At 37.5% G+C, this 18,383-nt stretch carries 24 protein-coding genes; 18 read left to right on the plus strand and 6 right to left on the minus strand.

Annotated elements, in window-relative coordinates:
• Nucleotides 1–95 precede the first annotated feature (95 nt).
• The 5 genes from BW964_RS14445 (at nucleotide 96) to BW964_RS14465 (ending at nucleotide 3,227) form a co-directional block, all read left to right on the plus strand.
• A complete protein-coding gene (locus BW964_RS14445) occupies nucleotides 96–827 on the plus strand; it encodes a class I SAM-dependent methyltransferase (RefSeq protein WP_076508232.1) in 732 nt (243 codons plus the stop codon).
• A 56-nt stretch (nucleotides 828–883) separates the two neighbouring features.
• On the plus strand, nucleotides 884–1,336 hold the full coding sequence (locus tag BW964_RS14450) for a hypothetical protein (protein WP_076508234.1): 453 nt from the start codon (nucleotides 884–886) through the stop codon (nucleotides 1,334–1,336).
• Between the two features lie 29 nt (nucleotides 1,337–1,365).
• On the plus strand, nucleotides 1,366–1,566 hold the full coding sequence (locus BW964_RS14455) for a YqaE/Pmp3 family membrane protein (RefSeq protein ID WP_228423788.1): 201 nt from the start codon (nucleotides 1,366–1,368) through the stop codon (nucleotides 1,564–1,566).
• Between the two features lie 126 nt (nucleotides 1,567–1,692).
• Complete coding sequence (locus tag BW964_RS14460; RefSeq protein WP_076508235.1) at nucleotides 1,693–2,769, plus strand: serine hydrolase domain-containing protein; 1,077 nt, start codon at nucleotides 1,693–1,695, stop codon at nucleotides 2,767–2,769.
• 8 nt (nucleotides 2,770–2,777) lie between these two features.
• Complete coding sequence (locus BW964_RS14465; protein WP_076508237.1) at nucleotides 2,778–3,227, plus strand: hypothetical protein; 450 nt, start codon at nucleotides 2,778–2,780, stop codon at nucleotides 3,225–3,227.
• Nucleotides 3,228–3,297: 70 nt separating this feature from the next.
• On the opposite strand, the gene BW964_RS14470 is transcribed toward BW964_RS14465, so the two are convergent.
• The gene (locus BW964_RS14470) at nucleotides 3,298–4,701 is read right to left on the minus strand and encodes an MFS transporter (protein ID WP_076508239.1); all 1,404 of its coding nucleotides are present in this window, start codon (nucleotides 4,699–4,701) and stop codon (nucleotides 3,298–3,300) included.
• A gap of 39 nt (nucleotides 4,702–4,740) precedes the next feature.
• The gene (locus BW964_RS14475; protein ID WP_076508240.1) at nucleotides 4,741–5,304 is read right to left on the minus strand and encodes a TetR/AcrR family transcriptional regulator; all 564 of its coding nucleotides are present in this window, start codon (nucleotides 5,302–5,304) and stop codon (nucleotides 4,741–4,743) included.
• A 177-nt stretch (nucleotides 5,305–5,481) separates the two neighbouring features.
• Between BW964_RS14475 and BW964_RS14480 the strand changes: the two genes are divergently transcribed.
• Nucleotides 5,482–5,871, plus strand: a complete 390-nt coding sequence (locus tag BW964_RS14480; protein ID WP_228437933.1) for a VOC family protein — start codon at nucleotides 5,482–5,484, stop codon at nucleotides 5,869–5,871.
• Between the two features lie 90 nt (nucleotides 5,872–5,961).
• Nucleotides 5,962–6,582, plus strand: a complete 621-nt coding sequence (locus BW964_RS14485; RefSeq protein WP_076508243.1) for a hypothetical protein — start codon at nucleotides 5,962–5,964, stop codon at nucleotides 6,580–6,582.
• Between the two features lie 11 nt (nucleotides 6,583–6,593).
• Here BW964_RS14485 and BW964_RS14490 read toward each other — a convergent pair whose 3' ends face one another.
• The gene (locus BW964_RS14490; protein WP_076508245.1) at nucleotides 6,594–7,610 is read right to left on the minus strand and encodes an NAD-dependent epimerase/dehydratase family protein; all 1,017 of its coding nucleotides are present in this window, start codon (nucleotides 7,608–7,610) and stop codon (nucleotides 6,594–6,596) included.
• Nucleotides 7,611–7,669: 59 nt separating this feature from the next.
• A complete protein-coding gene (locus BW964_RS14495; RefSeq protein WP_076508247.1) occupies nucleotides 7,670–8,245 on the minus strand; it encodes a Crp/Fnr family transcriptional regulator in 576 nt (191 codons plus the stop codon).
• 134 nt (nucleotides 8,246–8,379) lie between these two features.
• Here BW964_RS14495 and BW964_RS14500 point away from each other — a divergent pair, with 134 nt between their 5' ends.
• Both BW964_RS14500 and BW964_RS14505 read left to right on the plus strand, forming a co-directional pair.
• Nucleotides 8,380–10,749 carry a TonB-dependent receptor domain-containing protein gene (locus BW964_RS14500; RefSeq protein ID WP_076508248.1) on the plus strand — a complete coding sequence of 790 codons (2,370 nt, stop codon included), beginning with the start codon at nucleotides 8,380–8,382 and terminating at the stop codon, nucleotides 10,747–10,749.
• A 37-nt stretch (nucleotides 10,750–10,786) separates the two neighbouring features.
• Nucleotides 10,787–11,539, plus strand: coding sequence for a hypothetical protein (locus BW964_RS14505; RefSeq protein ID WP_076508250.1), 753 nt, complete (start codon nucleotides 10,787–10,789; stop codon nucleotides 11,537–11,539).
• Here the strand turns inward: BW964_RS14505 and BW964_RS14510 are convergent.
• A complete protein-coding gene (locus BW964_RS14510; protein ID WP_076508251.1) occupies nucleotides 11,507–11,878 on the minus strand; it encodes a hypothetical protein in 372 nt (123 codons plus the stop codon). The two genes, BW964_RS14505 and BW964_RS14510, sit on opposite strands and share 33 nt — an antisense overlap.
• The gene (locus BW964_RS22845; protein WP_262484545.1) at nucleotides 11,878–12,012 is read right to left on the minus strand and encodes a hypothetical protein; all 135 of its coding nucleotides are present in this window, start codon (nucleotides 12,010–12,012) and stop codon (nucleotides 11,878–11,880) included. The genes BW964_RS14510 and BW964_RS22845 overlap by 1 nt, the downstream gene beginning before the upstream one ends.
• Nucleotides 12,013–12,101: 89 nt before the next feature.
• Here BW964_RS22845 and BW964_RS14515 point away from each other — a divergent pair, with 89 nt between their 5' ends.
• The 9 genes from BW964_RS14515 (at nucleotide 12,102) to BW964_RS14550 (ending at nucleotide 17,954) form a co-directional block, all read left to right on the plus strand.
• Entirely contained in the window at nucleotides 12,102–12,728 is a 627-nt protein-coding gene (locus BW964_RS14515) for a TetR/AcrR family transcriptional regulator (RefSeq protein WP_076508253.1), read from the plus strand.
• A complete protein-coding gene (locus tag BW964_RS14520; RefSeq protein WP_076508254.1) occupies nucleotides 12,725–13,189 on the plus strand; it encodes a GNAT family N-acetyltransferase in 465 nt (154 codons plus the stop codon). Before BW964_RS14515 ends, BW964_RS14520 begins: the two co-directional genes overlap by 4 nt.
• 10 nt (nucleotides 13,190–13,199) lie before the next feature.
• Nucleotides 13,200–14,021 (plus strand): helix-turn-helix domain-containing protein, encoded by an 822-nt coding sequence (locus BW964_RS14525; protein ID WP_076508256.1) that lies wholly within the window; start codon nucleotides 13,200–13,202, stop codon nucleotides 14,019–14,021.
• A gap of 75 nt (nucleotides 14,022–14,096) precedes the next feature.
• Entirely contained in the window at nucleotides 14,097–14,687 is a 591-nt protein-coding gene (locus tag BW964_RS14530; protein WP_076508257.1) for an NAD(P)H-dependent oxidoreductase, read from the plus strand.
• A gap of 11 nt (nucleotides 14,688–14,698) precedes the next feature.
• Nucleotides 14,699–14,836 carry a hypothetical protein gene (locus BW964_RS22570; protein ID WP_165789175.1) on the plus strand — a complete coding sequence of 46 codons (138 nt, stop codon included), beginning with the start codon at nucleotides 14,699–14,701 and terminating at the stop codon, nucleotides 14,834–14,836.
• Nucleotides 14,837–15,185: 349 nt separating this feature from the next.
• On the plus strand, nucleotides 15,186–16,388 hold the full coding sequence (tyrS, locus tag BW964_RS14535) for a tyrosine--tRNA ligase (protein ID WP_076508259.1): 1,203 nt from the start codon (nucleotides 15,186–15,188) through the stop codon (nucleotides 16,386–16,388).
• A 37-nt stretch (nucleotides 16,389–16,425) separates the two neighbouring features.
• Nucleotides 16,426–16,968 (plus strand): hypothetical protein, encoded by a 543-nt coding sequence (locus BW964_RS14540; RefSeq protein WP_076508260.1) that lies wholly within the window; start codon nucleotides 16,426–16,428, stop codon nucleotides 16,966–16,968.
• Between the two features lie 3 nt (nucleotides 16,969–16,971).
• Entirely contained in the window at nucleotides 16,972–17,493 is a 522-nt protein-coding gene (locus BW964_RS14545; protein WP_076508262.1) for a 3'-5' exoribonuclease domain-containing protein, read from the plus strand.
• A gap of 2 nt (nucleotides 17,494–17,495) precedes the next feature.
• Nucleotides 17,496–17,954 carry a GNAT family N-acetyltransferase gene (locus tag BW964_RS14550; protein ID WP_228437934.1) on the plus strand — a complete coding sequence of 153 codons (459 nt, stop codon included), beginning with the start codon at nucleotides 17,496–17,498 and terminating at the stop codon, nucleotides 17,952–17,954.
• The last annotated feature ends 429 nt before the right edge of the window (nucleotides 17,955–18,383 follow it).

The raw sequence follows: 18,383 nt of genomic DNA on the forward strand, positions 1-18,383 counted from the left end.
TTTGATTGTATTATGACAACCGTTGAAGAGCTTTATGAAACATTAGACCAACGCAGACGTCCGGAAGACGTCGCAGAAATATTTCTCATGATCCTATGAAAGAAAATAAATACGACAATTTATCCTTTTTCGAACAGTATGAAAAAATGCTTCGCTCTCAAAAAGGATTGGAAGGAGCCGGAGAATGGCCTGCGCTGAAAAAAATGCTGCCCGATTTTAAAGGAAAAAATGTTCTTGATCTGGGTTGTGGTTTCGGCTGGCATTGCCGCTATGCTATAGAAAACGGAGCAAAATCTGTTATCGGAGTAGATCTTTCAGCAAAGATGCTTGAAAAAGCCAAAGAGATCAACCAACTTGAGGGGATTGAATATGTACAGGAAGCGCTTGAAGACCTCCATTATCCTTCGGGAAAATTTGATATGATCCTGAGCTCTCTGACTTTTCATTATACAGAATCATTTGATGTCGTAGCTCAAAATATTTACAATTGGCTTCAACCTCAAGGACATTTCGTATTTTCTGTGGAGCATCCCGTTTTTACAGCACAAGGAACGCAGGATTGGGTGTATGATGAAGATAAAGAAAAATTACACTGGCCGGTTGATCATTACTTTATCGAAGGAAAAAGAGACACTACATTTTTAGGAGAAAATGTCATAAAATACCATAGAACATTGACAACTTATCTGAACACTTTGTTAAAACTGGGATTCAAAATCAATGAAATCACAGAGCCGGAACCCAGCGAAGACCTGTTGAAAGAATTTGATGAAATGAAGGATGAATTACGCCGTCCCATGATGCTGTTAATTTCAGCAGAAAAATAACAGAAAATAATTTCAGACACCAAAACATTAAGAATAGAATACCCCCAAAGACCATCATGAATATTATATGTGATCAATGTAAAGAAACATTTAAAGCATCTCCTGATCAAGCGGCATTCATCTCCGATTCACAGAAAAAAGGAATGAAGTTTATCATGCTGGAATGCCTTTCCTGTTACAGCAGTTTTTCATTGAATCCCCTGACAATGGAGCAGCCCATTCCCCAAAAAACAGCAGATGAAGACGGTCTGAGATGTCCATGCCCTTCCTGTTACGGGCTGATTTCTTATGTAGATGATTCAAAACCCTTCTGGGGATGTGGTGAATGTGGAACGGTATGGTTCTCCAAAGCAGATTTATTTCAGTCCATTACCAACAGCATTGAAAAATACCCTTACCGGGCAAAAGTCTACAGCAAAAAAGGAAATAATTTCTATCCTGTTCCGTTAGAAAATGAACCTGAAAATTACGAAGGCATCGTCGCTCAGGAAAAAACAGAATCTAAATAAAGTTTAAACGATAAAAATTAAATATCATCATGTTACTAGCCATCCTGCTTCCCTTCCTGTCTTTCATGTTCAGAGGGAAAATTTTAACCGGAATCATCTGTTTAATCTTACAAATCACAGTTATCGGCTGGCTTCCTGCCGCGATCTGGGCCGTATTGTCTTTAAATAATGCAAGAGCGGACCGTCGCAATGACAAACTCATCAGAGCCATGAAAGAAAACCAAAGATAAAAATTGGGCTGTAAAGCTCTACAAAAAATAATAAATGATCTAATCGGTCATTTTTTTATTCAACCGCTATAAAGTATAACATAGTAATGGTAATTAATTATATCTTTGCATAACAAATTAATAATAATGACGACCAAAAAACTTTTAACAGCCTTTCTATTTCTGTTATTCATTTGTGAAAATACGAAGGCTCAGACCTATGAAAAGAAAACAGACAGTCTTATTTTGACCGGATTTGGCCATCAAAATGAACCTGGTGGCGCATTTCTGGTATCCAAAAAAGGGAAGATCATCTACCGCAAAGCTTTTGGAAAAGCCAATCTGGAACTGGATGCCAACATGACCCCGGACCATGTTTTCCAGATCGGATCGATGACCAAGCAATTTACTGCTGTAGCGATTCTGATGCTTGAACAGCAGGGGAAATTAAATGTGGGTGATCCCATTTCAAAGTATATCAAAGACTACCCTTCCGGTGACAAAATCACCATTCATCATCTGCTGACCCACACGTCCGGTATTAAAGATTTTACAAAAATGAAAGCTTTATCCACCATTGCACAAAAAGAAATGAAGCCCGAAATGATGGTTGATTTCTTCAAAAACGAAACTGCAGATTTTGCTCCCGGAGAAAAATTTGACTATAATAACTCGGGATATGTCGTATTAGGCTATATTATTGAACTGGTATCCGGGCAAACCTACGAAGATTTCATCAAAAAAAATATTTTCGAAAAAGCACGTATGAGCCATTCTTATTATGCGACCGATCGACAGCTTATTCCTAAAAGAGCTTACGGCTATCATCAGAAAGAATATGGATTTGTCAATAAAACCATGATTAGTTTCAGTGTTCCTTTCTCCTCCGGTTCACTGATGTCTACAGTGGACGATATGCTGAAATGGCAACAGGCTTTAAACCGGAACCTCCTGCTCCATACAGCCGAAACCCAAAAGGCCTTTCAGAAATATAAGCTGAATAATGGTGAAGAATTTAGTTATGGATACGGATGGCACCTGAAAGATATTAACGAAACTCCGGACAGGGAACATGGCGGAATTATTTTCGGGTTTAAAAGTATGGGCGTGTATATTCCTTCTGAAGACATTTACGTTATAGGATTCAGCAACTGTGACTGTCACTCACCGACAGAGATTGTGAGAAACATGGCAAAAATTGCATCGCAGTCCGAAAAAAAATAATCAATTAAATGAAGATAACAACACCCAAAGGAAGGATTATTGAATTTCAACAAGGTACAGAAAACTGGCAAAGCCGTGAGTATATCACGGATCATCACGGAGTACAAAGTAAAATTCCCGTTTTCATATTTGAAGACCTTTTTTACAGGGAATATTCTGAAACCATGGATTTTGAAAACGATCTCCGGCAGTTAATTGATTTTTATCTGGACCATCAGGAGAGGATCCTTTCTCAGACAAGAATGGCGGTTGATCCTATGATTATTCATAACCATGACATGGGCAAAGATGAAGTGAATTATATCATCAATCATATTGAAATTACGGGTCTCAGCCGGTATGAATTTAAAATTGATTTTGTTTTCCTGTACGGATATGTCTACTACACTATCTCGTACCTGTTCCTGTCCCCTGAAAACTTTATTGTGACCAAAATAGAGCGTAGCTACAACTATTAAATATTTTTAGAAGATATAGATCTATGATAAAAAAATATACTCCTGCGAACTAATGAATTGAGTAATCCCATCAAATTTTTCTTTTTGGAAGTATATCTTCAGAAACTTTTACAACCGAAAATAAAACCATAATCAGACAAACGATATTGATGGCCAAAGCTGCTGAGAAAGCCACATGATAGTCCTGCGGCGAAGGTTTTACTCCAAGGAAATAATAGAAAACACTCCCCACCACAATAATTCCTAAGATCGCAGCCACCTGTTGAAAGGTATTGTACACTCCGGAAGCATTTCCTGCAAGCTTTTTTGGCAACCCGGACAGCGCAATGGTAGCCAGTGACGGAATAATAGAGCCCACCCCCAATCCATGAAAAAACAGGAGCAGACAAAGAATGAAAAAAGGGGTTTCCCTGTCAAATAAAAGTATCTGCAGAATAAGAACAGTCATGATCAGGACCAATCCCGCCACTAAAAACTTTTTACCATATCTTAAAATAAATTTCGCTGAAAACAAAGAAGCCAGGATAAAACCGACTCCCTGAAAAACAATAATCTCTCCTGCATGCAGAGAACCCATCTGCAGCCCATCCTGGAAAAACAGTGACAGGATATAAAAGTAAGAATCCAGCATGATGAAGAAAAAGGAAACTGCCAGAATTCCCAGATTAAAATTTTTATAGCTGAACAAGGTAAAATCAATCAAAAAGGATTTCCCCCATTTTAACCTCATCTTTTGAATGGCAACAAAAAAGATTAAAATAACCATTGAAAACAGAAGCAATACTATACTCCTGATCTGGATTCCCTGATGTTCAGACAGGGTAAGCGCGTAAGTAAAACAGAAAAGTCCGGCAGCTAAAATAAGGACGCCAAAGAAATCAAAGGTATTCTTGTCAGCACTAGTTTTAGATTCAGTTAAGATGGTATTGCTAAACCATAGAGCCAGCAGACAGACCGGAATATTGATCAGGAAAATCAGCCTCCAGGATTCATCCATCAGCGTCATTGAGGAAAAGTAACCGCCCAGAAACTGCCCTAAAATAGTTCCCAACCCAATTGTTATTCCATACCAGCCCATGGCTTTTGTTCTTTCTTTATGACCTGTAAACAGAATCTGTATCATTGAAAGGACCTGCGGAGACATAAGCGCCGCACCGATCCCCTGAATAAACCGTGAAATAACAAGCAGAACCGCACCGGATGAAACTCCGCAAGCCACAGAACTCAACATAAAAAAAACCAGCCCGATCATAAAGATCTTTTTCCGTCCGTACAGATCCCCTAACCTTCCGCCTGTAATGAGGAATGAAGCAAAACCAATAAGGTAAGACGCAATCATGAGTTGCATTTCTCCATGCGAAGCATGAAGATCACGCTGAATGGATGGAATGGATACATTGATGATGAAAATATCCATAATCGTCAGGAGCTGACCGGACAATATGACCATCAATTTCAAATAGTTAGAATTCATTTTTATATAGATATATCTATTCGTAATTTGTAAAAAAAATTAAGGCAACTGAGCCTCAATCATTTTTTGAACAGCGTTAAAAGAATTGGTGTTTTTATCAATGGTGGAAGTCACTACCGCTCCTTCTATCAGCAGGAAGATACTTTCTGTGATTAGATCCGTATTCAAGTTTTTTTTATTTTCTGCATATTCGCTCACCAGTGTTCTGATCATTTCTTTCTGTCTGCCTTTGTGCTTTTTTGCAAAATCAGAAACAACAGGACTACTGTCTCCCAATTCAGCAATAATCTTAATGAAATGGCAGCCTGCAAACTTTGACGATTTCTGTAACTTTTTACGGTAATCTACCAAAGAGAGGATTTTCTGTTTGGGTTCGGAAATTTGAGCGCTATGGTCTTCAAAACCCTTGAACCATTCCAACTCTTCCTTGATCAGGTAAGCCTGAAGAAGATCATTTTTCGAAGTGAAATGATTATACAGAGATCCTATGGCAATATCCGCTTCAGCAATAATCTGATTAATTCCGGTGGAATTGAACCCTTGCCTGTAAAATAAATCGGAAGCTACCCTGATGATCCTTTCCTGTACTTTTTCTTTTTTCATCCCGAAAATTTTTACAAATCTACATTAAAAATAGATAAGTCTATCTATTTTTTAAATCAATCAATTATAGTTTAACTTAGTCAATCAAAAAAACAAATAAGAACCCTATCAAAAATGCGACTCCTTTATTTATTTTTACTCCTGATATCAGTATCTTGCAGTCCGTCCAAAAAAGAAATGATGCAACAATCCAATCCGGTAGTCTACTTTGAAATTCCAGTTACTGATATGAAGCGTGCCGAGCAGTTTTATACTTCCGTTTTTAATTTCCACTTTGACCAGGAGAATATTGATGGCTATGAAATGTCGCTATTTCCATTTGAAGAAAAAAACAGTGGGATCACGGGAGCTCTGGCCAAAGGGGATGTGTACCAACCGACCAAAGGTGGTGTTATAATTTATTTTAAAACAGAAAGCATCGAAGAATCCCTGAACAGAGTACTCATGAACGGTGGAAAGATCCTTTATCCAAAAAATAGTAATGAACAATACGGATTTGCAGTCGCTGAATTTGAAGACTCCGAAGGAAACAGAATTGCTCTTCATGAAACGCTAAAAAATAATTAATCATTGACTGCATAACATTTTCACTTATCATGCCTACATATTTCGTATCTTTAGTTACCACTTTACAAACAGACCTTGTGGTACAAAGCAATGGCAGAAGAACTGTATTTCATCAAAACCAATCCGAATATTGCTAAAATCAATTTGTACAATAAGCTATGCCGTGAAGAGGAACAGATCATCAGCTTTCTTCATGATGATGCGACGGTAAGTCTTGAAATCATTAAAAATAAAATAAAAGATTCTCTGGACCACCTTTCTAAAGAAGAACTTACAAGTATTTTTTCCTGGTTCATTAGTACTTATCCCACCGATCCTGAAGAAGCAAAAACCCAGCTTTTCATCCATGGAATTGATGTATTCTATGAAATCCCGAAAAAAGAAAATATACAATCTTTTCAGGATCTTCTTTCAGATTATGAAAATTATTCTAAACAGAATCTGGATTTTATCGTGGATGCTCAACATCTTAATCAGTTTCTGGTGTATGGTTTGTTTTTCACCGATATCGCCCTTGAAAAAAAAGGAAGCTGTACCATTCTTTCCCATTATTTAAAAACGGATTATCCTGCTTTGTATGCTCTTGCAGAAGATCAGTCCCGTACAAAAGGTTCCGAATATAATAATCTTGATCTGCAGCATTATTTCGGAGAACTTTATGATCTTACGAAATACTATAAAGGATCTGTCATTAAGCTTCATATCTCATAAAAGAGGCTTTTTCAAGCCCCCAGAATACTTTTATTTTTCATCAGATAATCCAATGCTTCCTTTACCGCCAGCTCAGGAGCTTTAGGGTTGAATCCCAATTCATTTCTGGCTTTGGAAATGTCAAAATTCTGCTGCAGTCCGGAAAACATCGCAATATCTTTCCTGGTCAGCAACGGAGGTTTTCCATTGAGTTTAGCCGTCAGTTCCATCATCCCTGCAATACTGTATAACACTATTTTAGGAACAGAATTGGGGACTTTCAGATTCAGTTCGGGATAAAGTTTAGCGGCTAAAGCAGTCGTATCCGTGATCGTCATGCACTCTTCATTAGCCAGAATATAGCGCTCCCCTGAACGTCCTTTTTCAGCTGCCAGATAACATCCATTGGCAACGTCCTTTACATCGATCCAATTCAGCGTAATTTTTGTATCTACCGGAATTTCTTTGTTCAGAATAAGTTTCAGGATATGGTAGGAGACGTTCAGTGGAAAAAAAGCCTCGCTTCCGATCATGGCTGAAGGCATTACAGACACCAGCTCGACACCCAATTCTTTCGCCAGTTTGAAAGCCAGCTTTTCTCCATCATTTTTAGAATTGTAGTACAGATCTCTCCTATCCGGATTGTAGCCTCCACTTTCGTTGGCGGGAAGTTTGGTATAATTTAAGGCAGCAATGGAACTTACGTAAACAATTTTCTTTACACCGGCTTCGGCCGCAGCTTCAATGGTATTCCGGGTGCCATTGATATTGACATCATAGATTTCCTTTTTGGGATCTTTCGCCCATAATTTAAAGGAAGCTCCTACGGCATAAAATGTTTCCACTCCCTGCAGCGCGCTTACAAAAGAAGCCTTATCGGTGATATCTGCCTGTACGATTTCGCAGTTCAAGCCTTCGAAGGGCTTCGTATTATTTTTATTTCTTACCGCTGCCCGTACAGGAATTCCCTGTTTTAACAGGAGTCTTACCAGATTATTTCCCAAATGTCCGTTGGCTCCGGAAACCAGGCTCATAGTATTCTTTGTCATTGTATTGATTTTACTACTGCAAAGTTCATCTTCCCAAAACCGGAACCACTTGACTTTTGTTAGTTAATGATCTTTTTCCGGATCCTGCTGAGACTTTCCGGTTTCATTCCTAAAAAAGAAGCGATATACTGAATGGGTACGTTCTGAATGATTTCAGGGTAATGGTCTATAAGTTTCAGATAGCGTTGTTCTGCATTGAATACTGACAGTTCTTTGGAACGGTTTTCATTGTAAGTGATGGACTGCTGAAATACGGAAATGCTGAAATCCTTCATGCTTTGGCTGTTGCTGACCAGTTGATCCAGGTTTTCTTTGGTGATCCTTAATAGGTCGCAATTGGTGATGCATTCGACGTTATCTTCAGAACGGGTCTGATTGATGAAATGAGTATAAGAGGTAAAAAATCCCGGAGGACAGTTGATATGAGTGGTCACTTCATTCCCGTTTTCATCCAGATAAAACAGCCTGAGATATCCTGAAACAATGTAATAAAGATATCCCGGAATCTTTCCGGCTTCCTCAAGCAGTGTATTTTTAGAATAGCTGACCGGCTCAAAGCACTGTTTGATCGCTTCAATTTCATCGGAATTAAAATTAAAGTCAGAGCCAATAAACTGTAAAAGCTTGTCATGCATGATAGAATATTTTTCGGATATCTTACAAAATTAAACAAAAGAAAACCTGATGGGATGACCACTCCTTTAAATATTTTTTATCTTTTTCATGTAACGTGACTCCCCAATGAACTGTTATCTATAAAAAGCTAACTATGAACCGAAAGATTATTCTTCTTTTAAGCCTTGTCTCATCATCTTATTTTTTTGCACAAAGCATCGAAGGAACTGTCACCGACCTGCAAAACAAGCCTGCACCGGAAACAGAAGTACTGATCACCAAAGCAGATACCCAATTTTCCGCCATCACCGATGAGAAAGGAATGTTTAAAATTCCATTAAAAGAGGAAGGAAGCTATATCATGGAAATTATAAAGGATGGGGTAAAAACCAACAGCGAAACGATCACTGTAAAAGGAAATTCAAAAAAAGATATTCAGATCAAAGAAGTGCCTGTAGAGAAAAAAATTGAAGGGGTAACGCTAACTGCAAAGAAAAAACTGTTCGAAAGAAAAGTAGACCGACTGGTCTTCAATGTAGAAAACTCTGTAGCCTCACAGGGAATTGATGCGGTGGAAGCTCTTGCTAAAACCCCCATGGTACGGGCTACAGATGATGCCATCAGTATTGCCGGAAAAAGTAATGTAGCCGTGATGATCAACGACAGGCTGCTGAACCTGAACGGACAGGAACTCATCAATTATCTGAAAACGATCCGCTCTGATGATATTCTTAAAATAGAAGTGATTACCACACCGCCTGCAAAATATGAAGCAGAAGGAAAAAGCGGACTGATCAATATTATTCTGAAGAAAAACGCTAATCTAGGCTGGAATGGCTCAATTCAGACGTCGGGAAGCTATTATGGCGGAAGACCAACAACCTCTACGCGAAGCGGTACTACTTTTAATTATCAGGGAGATAAACTGTCGGTCAGCGGTAATTTGTCTATGGGGGATAATTACTGGGAAAACCGTTCTCATAATTACCTTACCGGGACAACGGATAATAATTACTGGAAAACCAACAGTACGAACAGGAACAATTACCGCTACAAAGCAGCTGGAATAAAGGGTGAATATAAGATCAATGATAAAAATCTGGTAGGAATCAATTACAATTATTCGTTCAATAATCCGTTGGAAAAAGGGGAAAGCAAAGCCAGCATTTTTGATCAGGAAGGTTACCTGGATGTCCTCTCCAATTACAGCAATAAAAACCGGAGAAACGTTCACAATGCAACTGCATTTTATGATGTCAAACTTGATTCTTTGGGCAGTAAACTGAGTATAACCGCGAATATGATGCTCAACAATTCCAATGCGAGAAATTTTTATAATACCATCACTTCTGATCAGGTTTCTACTTTTGCCAATCCGGTCAGTAAATACAGAATTTATTCTGGTCAGGCAGATTTGGAAAAAGCTTTTGGGAAGGTTAAAACGGAAGCCGGATTGAAGTATACAAAGATCAAAAATGATTCTGAGTTCAATTTTTTCAATATTGAAGATGACCAGTATATTCTGAACACCAAAAGAACGAATACTTTCTTTTATAATGAACAGAATTATGCGGCCTACGCATCAGCCAGCTTTAAGATCAATGACAAACTGGATGCAAAAGCCGGACTTCGCTATGAATACACAACGCTGGAGGGGATCTCGATGAATGATGATTCTTCAGCTAAAATTGAATATGGAAAACTGTTCCCGACCGCTTACATCAGCTACAAGCCCAACGAAAACAATGCGTTCTCACTGAGCTATTCAAGGAGAATTTCACGTCCCTATTTTGGAAACCTGAATCCGTTTAAATTCTATATCTCGGAATTTGAATACAGCACGGGAAATCCTTATCTGCTGCCTTCATTCTCAGATAATTTCGAGTTCGGATATGTTTTAAATAATAATTTCAATGTCACACTGTACTATAATTATAATAAAGATAACTGGGACCGAATTCAGGTAGTGGAAGGCAAATCAAAATACAGCATCGTTAAAAACTTCTACAACCAGGATCAGGCGGGAATCAATATCAGCTATAATTACAACAAGCTGAAATGGATGGAATCCAATATTTTCGTGAATGGATACTACGCCAAGACAAAATCTTACGACCCTGCTGCTTTGGCCGCCCCGGAAGGATACAGCGCCAATTTTAATATGGACAATAATTTCTTCCTGAATAAAAGTAAGACGTTTACATTAATGCTTGGACTTTGGAGTAATCTTCCGAACAGGGACGGAAATACGTATTATTATGCTAATGCGTCAGTATATACCGGAATGAAACTTAACCTGATGGAAAAAAAACTTTCGATCAATCTGTATGTGAATGATCTTCTGAATACGAACCGGAACAAGGGAATAGAATATTATCCTAATTATAATGTAGAATATCTTAGCAAAGGGATTACGAGAAATATTCATCTTTCTGTCACCTACAAATTCGGGAACAATAATGTGAAAGGAGCTACGAAGGAAGTGAAATTTGAAGATTCCAAGAGGGCAGGCGGAGGAAATTAAACTTTATTTTATAATTTAGAAGCAGATAACTTTGATCATGCTGCTACAAAAAATACTGACCAGCAGTTTCCTGATCTATTCAGGATTTCTGCTGGTCTCTTGCTTTAAAGAAAAAGAATATAATCCCAATTTTTTCAAAGGAGAATGGCTTTCAGATTCATTAGTTACTAAAGAAAATGACCATTGGCGGGAATTTTTATATTTTCAGAATGGGTATGCAGCACGTACTACCGTTTGGGGTAAACAATATTTACTTAATAAAAATCTCAGAGTAAGAGATTTAAAATTATATGATCGGGACAAAGCATTATTCCATATTAAAGTGATCGATTCTGATAGGATCGTTGTGAAAGGAAAAGATTATTATGGAAGCTTTGTTCGAAATGATTTCCAATCGAGGGATATGAAAAAAGCAGTATCAATCGCTGAAGAAACACAAAAGCAAAGGAAAAAATTACTTGGAGACTGGAATATGATCAGTTTTAAAACAATTCCCTTATCAAATTCCATGGAAAATAAAATAATGGCAGGGTATCTACAGGATGAGGAAATCATTGATATTCCTTTAAAGAAGATTAGTTCACTAAATTTTAATTATACTACATTTTCTATTCACACTGCAGCAAAAATTTCAACCTTTGAGTATAGTGCAGAACCGGATGAAATAAAATTCGATTCAGGAGATGCTTTTTATTCATTTAAATATTATTTTCAAAAGGATCAGCTCATTATTAATTATTCAAAAACATTGGGCTTTCTACATATCCTCACATTTGAAAAAGTTCACTAATTTGATTCTAAGAAAATAATAGACCACACCTCCTACCAGATAAGCCACAATATCTAAGATATCACCTGTAAACCTTTCCGAAACCATAGGACACATCACTTCAAAAAGCATAGACAAATAGAATACAGAGGTTAAAATAAATTTAAAATCGGGTTTCCAATGATATCCCGCGACTTCTTTCATCAAATATTCTATCAGATAAGCATACATAGGAACAGTGATGAGATCAGTCAAATGATTGCTGATTACAGGAATAAAAATCTCACTTTTTCTAAGAAAAATGATCAGAGCCCAGACCACCAGTCCCAGCAAAAACCAGTAGGAAATTTTATTTTTCATTACATATGAAGGATTGCCATAATCAATCCGATAATGATCTGCAGTATTTTCACCAAGGTCTCCGGTACCTTTTTTTCTTTTTTGGAATCTCTGTTTTCAGCAGTTTCGTAATTGAACATTTTTTTTCCTTCCATCCTGATTGATTTTCTGATGCAAATATATTAAAAATTAGAACATTTGTTCTAATTTTGAAATATGATTTAAAGTCGCTTATATTTGATGCATGAAAACCAAGGATAAAATATTATCAAAAGCATTGGAGTTATTCAATGAAAAAGGCTACAATAACATTACTACAAGGCATATTGCAGCTGATCTGAATATGAGTGCCGGAAATTTGCACTATCATTTTAAACATTCAGAAGATATTATTAAGATTCTTTTTTCGGAATTGATTCTTAAAATGGATGATTTACTGAATGGTCTCCAGAAAATAGAAAATAAAACCCTGGAAGACCTGTATCATTTTACTTTTTCCACGTATGAGGTTTTCTATTCTTTCCGGTTTATTTTCATGAACTTTTTTGATATCCTAAAAAACATCCCGGCGATAGAATCCCGGTACGAATCCATCAATGTTACAAGAAAGGATGAATTTCAGGTCATATTCAAAGGTTTTCAGAAAAATAATATATTCAGGAATCATATTCCTGATTTTATCCTGAGAAGTCTTACCACCCAGATATTCATCATCGCAGACAACTGGATCATTCACAATAGCCTTGCTTTCAAGATGAACAAAGATGAAGCCGTGAAACATTACGCTTTGATACAGATGAATCTGTTTTATCCTTTACTGACGGAGGAACAGCAGAAAATTTATATAGAAAAATACATCAGTGAGTCATGATCATCAGAAAAGGAAATATAAGTGACCTGCCGGAAATGCGCAGTCTTTTTACAGATACCATTGCTGTTGTTTGTAAAAACGATTATAACAACGATCAGATCGATGCCTGGAAATCCGGAGCAGAGAATGAAGAAAGATGGATGCAGGTAATAGAAAAACAATTGGTCATTGTTGCCAAAGTCAACGGACAATTGGCTGGATTCTGCACCCTTGACCGGGGAAATTATATCGATCTGCTTTTCGTTCACAAAGATTTTCAGCATCGGGGAATCGCCCGGAAAATGTATACCTTTATTGAACAGGAAGTCATGATTAGGAAAGAAAAAAAACTGACTGCTGAGGTGAGTAAAACCGCAAAACCCTTCTTTGAAAAAATGGGTTTTCAGGTGATCACAGAGCAAACAGTTCATGTAAAAGGAATAGAGCTTGTCAACTATAAAATGGAGAAAGAACTGAATTAAAAATCTTAAAATGCAGGAAGCAGACCCACAATATCATCAGCTTACCCTATCAGTTTCTACAGAGTTTGAACCTGTATTTACCCATTTTTATTTCGCAGAAAATAAGTCTTCCACTGCGGTAACCAAAACTTTGCTTCCTTCCTACCAAACGATTATGCTGTTCTGCTTCGGAACCAACGCCTTTATGACCACTCAGGAAAACACCAGGGTTGAAGTGGAACAATGTGTAGTTTTAGGCCCGGTGCGACAAACATTTGATTATACGTTGCCAGCAGGAAGTTCCATTCTGGTCGCCAATTTCAAAGACGATGCTTTTTACCGTTTCTTTGGAAAAGCAATGATCTCCAACCAGGGAACTCACCCGGATGAACTTTTACAGGAGAACTGTTTCACGGAACTCTGGCATCAGCTCTCAAAATTCCCTTCCCCACAGGAAAAAACCAATCATATTCTTCAGTTCTGCCGTCCTTACCTTCAGGAACAGGATGAGACAAGCCGTTTGCTGAGTAATTTCGAAAACCTCAGTCTGAATCCCGTTAAAACTATCGCGGAACAAACCCGTCAGAGTGAAAGAAATATTCAGCTGAAGCAGAAAGAACAGTTTGGGTATTCTTCCAAAGAACTTGCCCGCTACAACCGTTTTCTCAAGGCCATCATCTTCATTGAGAAAGAACTGAAATGTGGTAAAAAGATTGAATGGTTCAATATTATCGACGCATGTGGCTACTATGATCAAAGCCAGCTGATTCATGATTTCAGACATTTCATTCGTATTTCTCCGTCTCAGTATGTAAAGTTTCAGAAAGACATCTGCCGTTCCGGATCAGAATAGCTGCATTTCGTTTTCTTACAATTTTTGCCGTTGACGCTGCTCTACATTTGTCTTATTAATTTAAACAATAAAACGATGAGACATTTAATCATTTACGCCCATCCTAATGAAAACAGCCTGAATAACCATCTGCTTCAAACCGTCATCGAAAGCCTGGAAAAAGGCGATCATGAAATAGAAATAAGGGATCTGAATTTAATGGGCTTTGATCCGGTTTTTTCACTGGAAGATATGCAGGGACAAATGGCAGGACAGCTTTCTGATGATGTAAAAACAGAACAGGACTATATTTCATGGGCAGAATATATTACCTTTATTTATCCGATTTGGTGGACCGGAATGCCAGCCATTATGAAAGGCTATATCGATCGCGTTTTCAGCTATGGCTTTGCCTACCGCTATGACCAGGGTGTACAGAAGGGGCTCTTAAAAGGTAAAAAAACGATCATTATGAATACACACGGAAAATCTCATGAGGAATATGAACGTATGGGAATGGATAAAGCGCTTACCCTTACTTCAGATAACGGAATCTTCCTCTACAGTGGTTTTGAAATCATTCAGCATTTCTTTTTTGACAAAGCTGATAAAGCTTCTCCCGGGGAAATAGAGATATGGAAAGAGCAGATTATCAATACTTATTCTCAACCCGTTGTCAACCTTTAAACTGATAAATAATGAAAAAAACGGCAGAAAAAAAGGCAGAGAATCCTGCATTATTCAAGACTTATAAACTTGGCAAAAAAATGATCAGATACATTGTATTGATATGTATTCTTTATTTTGCTTATGAGGGATTTATGGCATGGAATTAGCTGCAAGAGCGATAAGTAAAATTGTTTTGAAACCTCTATTTTAAACCATTGGGATTCATAAACTGTTAAAGAACAGTAAGTTTTTTTATAAATCTCAACTGATATGGAACTTTACAGCGGGTCTTAATGGTTTAAATATTGGATCAACATTATAAAGCTTTTTATACTTACCTTATCAATGAAACATTTAAACAGCATATTGCGTCTTCCTTTTTTCAGTGAGTATTACTCCCCGGATCAACGTTCGGGAAGACTTTCTATATCTGTAATTCAATAAGAATAATCTAATATCAACAGAGAGCCCGGACAGCATTGTCCGGGCTTTTTTTTGTTTTATAACCCAATAATTATGATCAGTACATTACAAGAAAACACAGCCATCATTCTTCCGGAAAACGGTCTGGAACAGAAAATTAAACAGGCTGAACTTGAAAAAAGAAAATTAAAAATCAAACTGGGATTTGATCCTACCGCTCCGGATCTGCATCTGGGACACGCCGTCGTGCTTAAAAAACTGAAACAGTTTCAGGAACTGGGACATGAAATTGTGATTGTCGTCGGAAGTTTTACAGCCAGAATTGGTGATCCAACGGGAAAAAACAAGGCCCGAAAACCGCTGAGTGTAAAAGATGTTCATCATAATGCACAGACCTATATCCAGCAGCTTTCAAAGGTCATTGATGTGGAAAAAACTAAAATTGTTTTTAATTCCGACTGGCTGGATGCACTCAGTTTTTCGGAGGTGATCCAGCTGATGTCAAAAGTAACGGTAGCCCAGCTGATGCACCGGAATGATTTCAATAAAAGGTTTACGGAAAATACTTCGATTGCCATGCATGAACTGGTGTACCCTATCCTTCAGGGCTTCGATTCTGTACAGATTGAATGTGATATTGAGATGGGCGGAACAGATCAGCTTTTCAACTGTACGATGGGAAGACAGCTTCAGGAAGCTCATCAGATGTCACCCCAAATTGTGATATGCATGCCTTTGCTCAAAGGTCTTGACGGTAAGGAAAAAATGAGTAAATCTCTGAACAATACGATCGGTCTGACGGATGAGCCCAATGAGATGTTTGGAAAAACGATGTCCATTCCGGACAGTCTGATGGATGAATTCATTAACCTTGCGACTGATTTCTCCAACGAAGAAAAGAAAGCTTTACAACTAAAATTGGAAAACAATGAAAATCCGATGAATATCAAAAAGCTGATCGCCAAAAACATCATTACCCAATACCATGGCCATGCTGAAGCAGAGGTAGCTGAGGCCTTTTTCAGCAGTCAGTTTCAGAATAAAAATTTTGAAGAGAAAGTGTATGAACCTATTTCTATAGACTTACTTCAATCTCAGAAAAATACAATGAAAGCGGTGGAATTGTGCAGTCAGCTTAAAAGTGACCTCAGCAAATCGGCAGTGCGCAGACTCATCCGAAGCGGAGGCATTCAGATTAATCATATCAAGATAACGGATCCTGATCAGGAAATTGAATTGCTCCTACAGACAAAGATCAAAATCGGAAAAAGAGATTTTTTTGAACTGTATAATTAGAGGTTCTTTTAATATATTTGTTTTCTTAATAAATGGTATGACCACAAAAGAAATTTTCGAAATACTAGAAGAAGAACTCTATCTTACTGTTCGGGATTTTGAGATTGAAGAAGACCGGATTTTCTGGAAAGATGCATTCGGTACCGAAATTGAAATAGATAAGTACAGTACAGCCATCAATAACCAGGGAGTTTTCGCCTGGTGGCAGAATAACGAAGTGGGACACGAACTGATACGGATAAAAATAAACAGAGATATCATCATCAATTGGCGTCCCCCTATTAATACAATGGGTCAGCCATCATCGGGAGGACATTTACAGTTTTTTGAAAACTTTCTTGTGACCCTATATTTTGATAAGCACGGACAAAGACTTTTTATTTTCAACATTAATACTTTAAAAGCAGAAGAAATTATTACAAAAGGATTCACTAAAAAAGTAAAATTAAATGGTAATGAGCTGTTTATCAAAGATTCGTTCGAAAATGAATTCATAAAAGTTTCTATTTACCCTGACCGACTGGAAAGAGAAGAGATTGATGAAGCCTATATGAACAGCAGAAATATAAAATTTGATTAGATAATGAGCTATTTTATGGTCGATATTGAATCGGATGGCCCGATTCCCGGAGATTTTTCGATGATCTGCTTTGGAGCAGTTCTTGTGAATGACGCACTGGAAAATACTTTCTACGGAAAACTGAAGCCTATTTCGGAAAAATTCAATACGGATGCTTTGGCTGTTTCCGGATTCAGTAGGGAAGAAACCATGTGTTTTGATGATCCTAAAGAAGTCATGCTGGAATTTGAAGAATGGATCAAAGAAAATTCAAAAGGAAGGCCTATTTTTATCAGTGATAATAACGGTTTCGACTGGATGTTCATTTGCTGGTATTTTCATCATTTTACTGGAAAAAATCCTTTTGGCTATTCTTCAAGAAGACTATCTGACCTGTATTGCGGACTGGAAAAGGATACTTTTGCCCAGTGGAAGCATCTCCGTAAAACAGAACACACCCACAATCCGGTAGATGATGCCAGAGGAAATGCTGAAGTTCTGCTGCATATGAAAAATGAAATGGGACTGAAAATTGGATTAAAGTAAAGATGATGAAAACAGATCTTAAATACAGAAAAGCTTCAGAAAACGACATTGATTATCTTCTCGATCTGAGAACAAAAACCATGAATCCGCATTATGCCGATTCCAATCTCCCAACCGACAGAGAAACAACACTCCAACGGATTCTTTATCAGTTTGATAAAGCCCATATCATCCTTTTAAACAATGAACCTGCCGGATTATTGAAGATCAGCAGAGGTGATGATAAAACGGAAGTTCTACAACTTCAGATAGATCCCGGCCAACAGGGAAAAGGGCTCGGAAAAATGATTTTACAAGAGATTCTGGAGGAATCGTCCAAGGAAGGGAAAACAGTAGAATTAAGTGTCTTAAAAACCAATAAGGCTCAACATTTATACACCAGTTTAGGGTTTAAAACGGTGGATGAGGATGAGCACTCTTATTTCATGGAGTTTAAGGGTGACTTAGACAACCAATACTAGCAAAGAGCGCCAGAGACTGGTGCTCTCGAAGCTTCGACTCGATATTATTTTCAACCACAAAAGGCACAAAAGTTTTTACACTTAAGTTTTTTTTAAAGTTTAAATACTTTACGTAAAAGAAGTACACTTAAGTTTTCTAAAAAAATCTGTAGATTTTTATCTCATTATTGAAATCTGAGAGATCTGCGGGATTTATATAATGACTAGTTACTACCGTCACTATAACAATAACAACTGACGACAAAGATCACTGGGGTTGAGGCTCTTGAAGCCCCCACCAACTAAAATTATTTCCACAACAAAAGTCACAAAAGTTTTTACACTTAAGTTTTTTTTAAAGTTTAAATACTTTACGTAAAAGAAGTACACTTAAGTTTTCTAAAAAAATCTGTAGATTTTTATCTCATTATTGAAATCTGAGAGATCTGC

It is taken from the genome of Chryseobacterium shigense (genome assembly GCF_900156575.1).
Taxonomy (GTDB): domain Bacteria; phylum Bacteroidota; class Bacteroidia; order Flavobacteriales; family Weeksellaceae; genus Chryseobacterium; species Chryseobacterium shigense.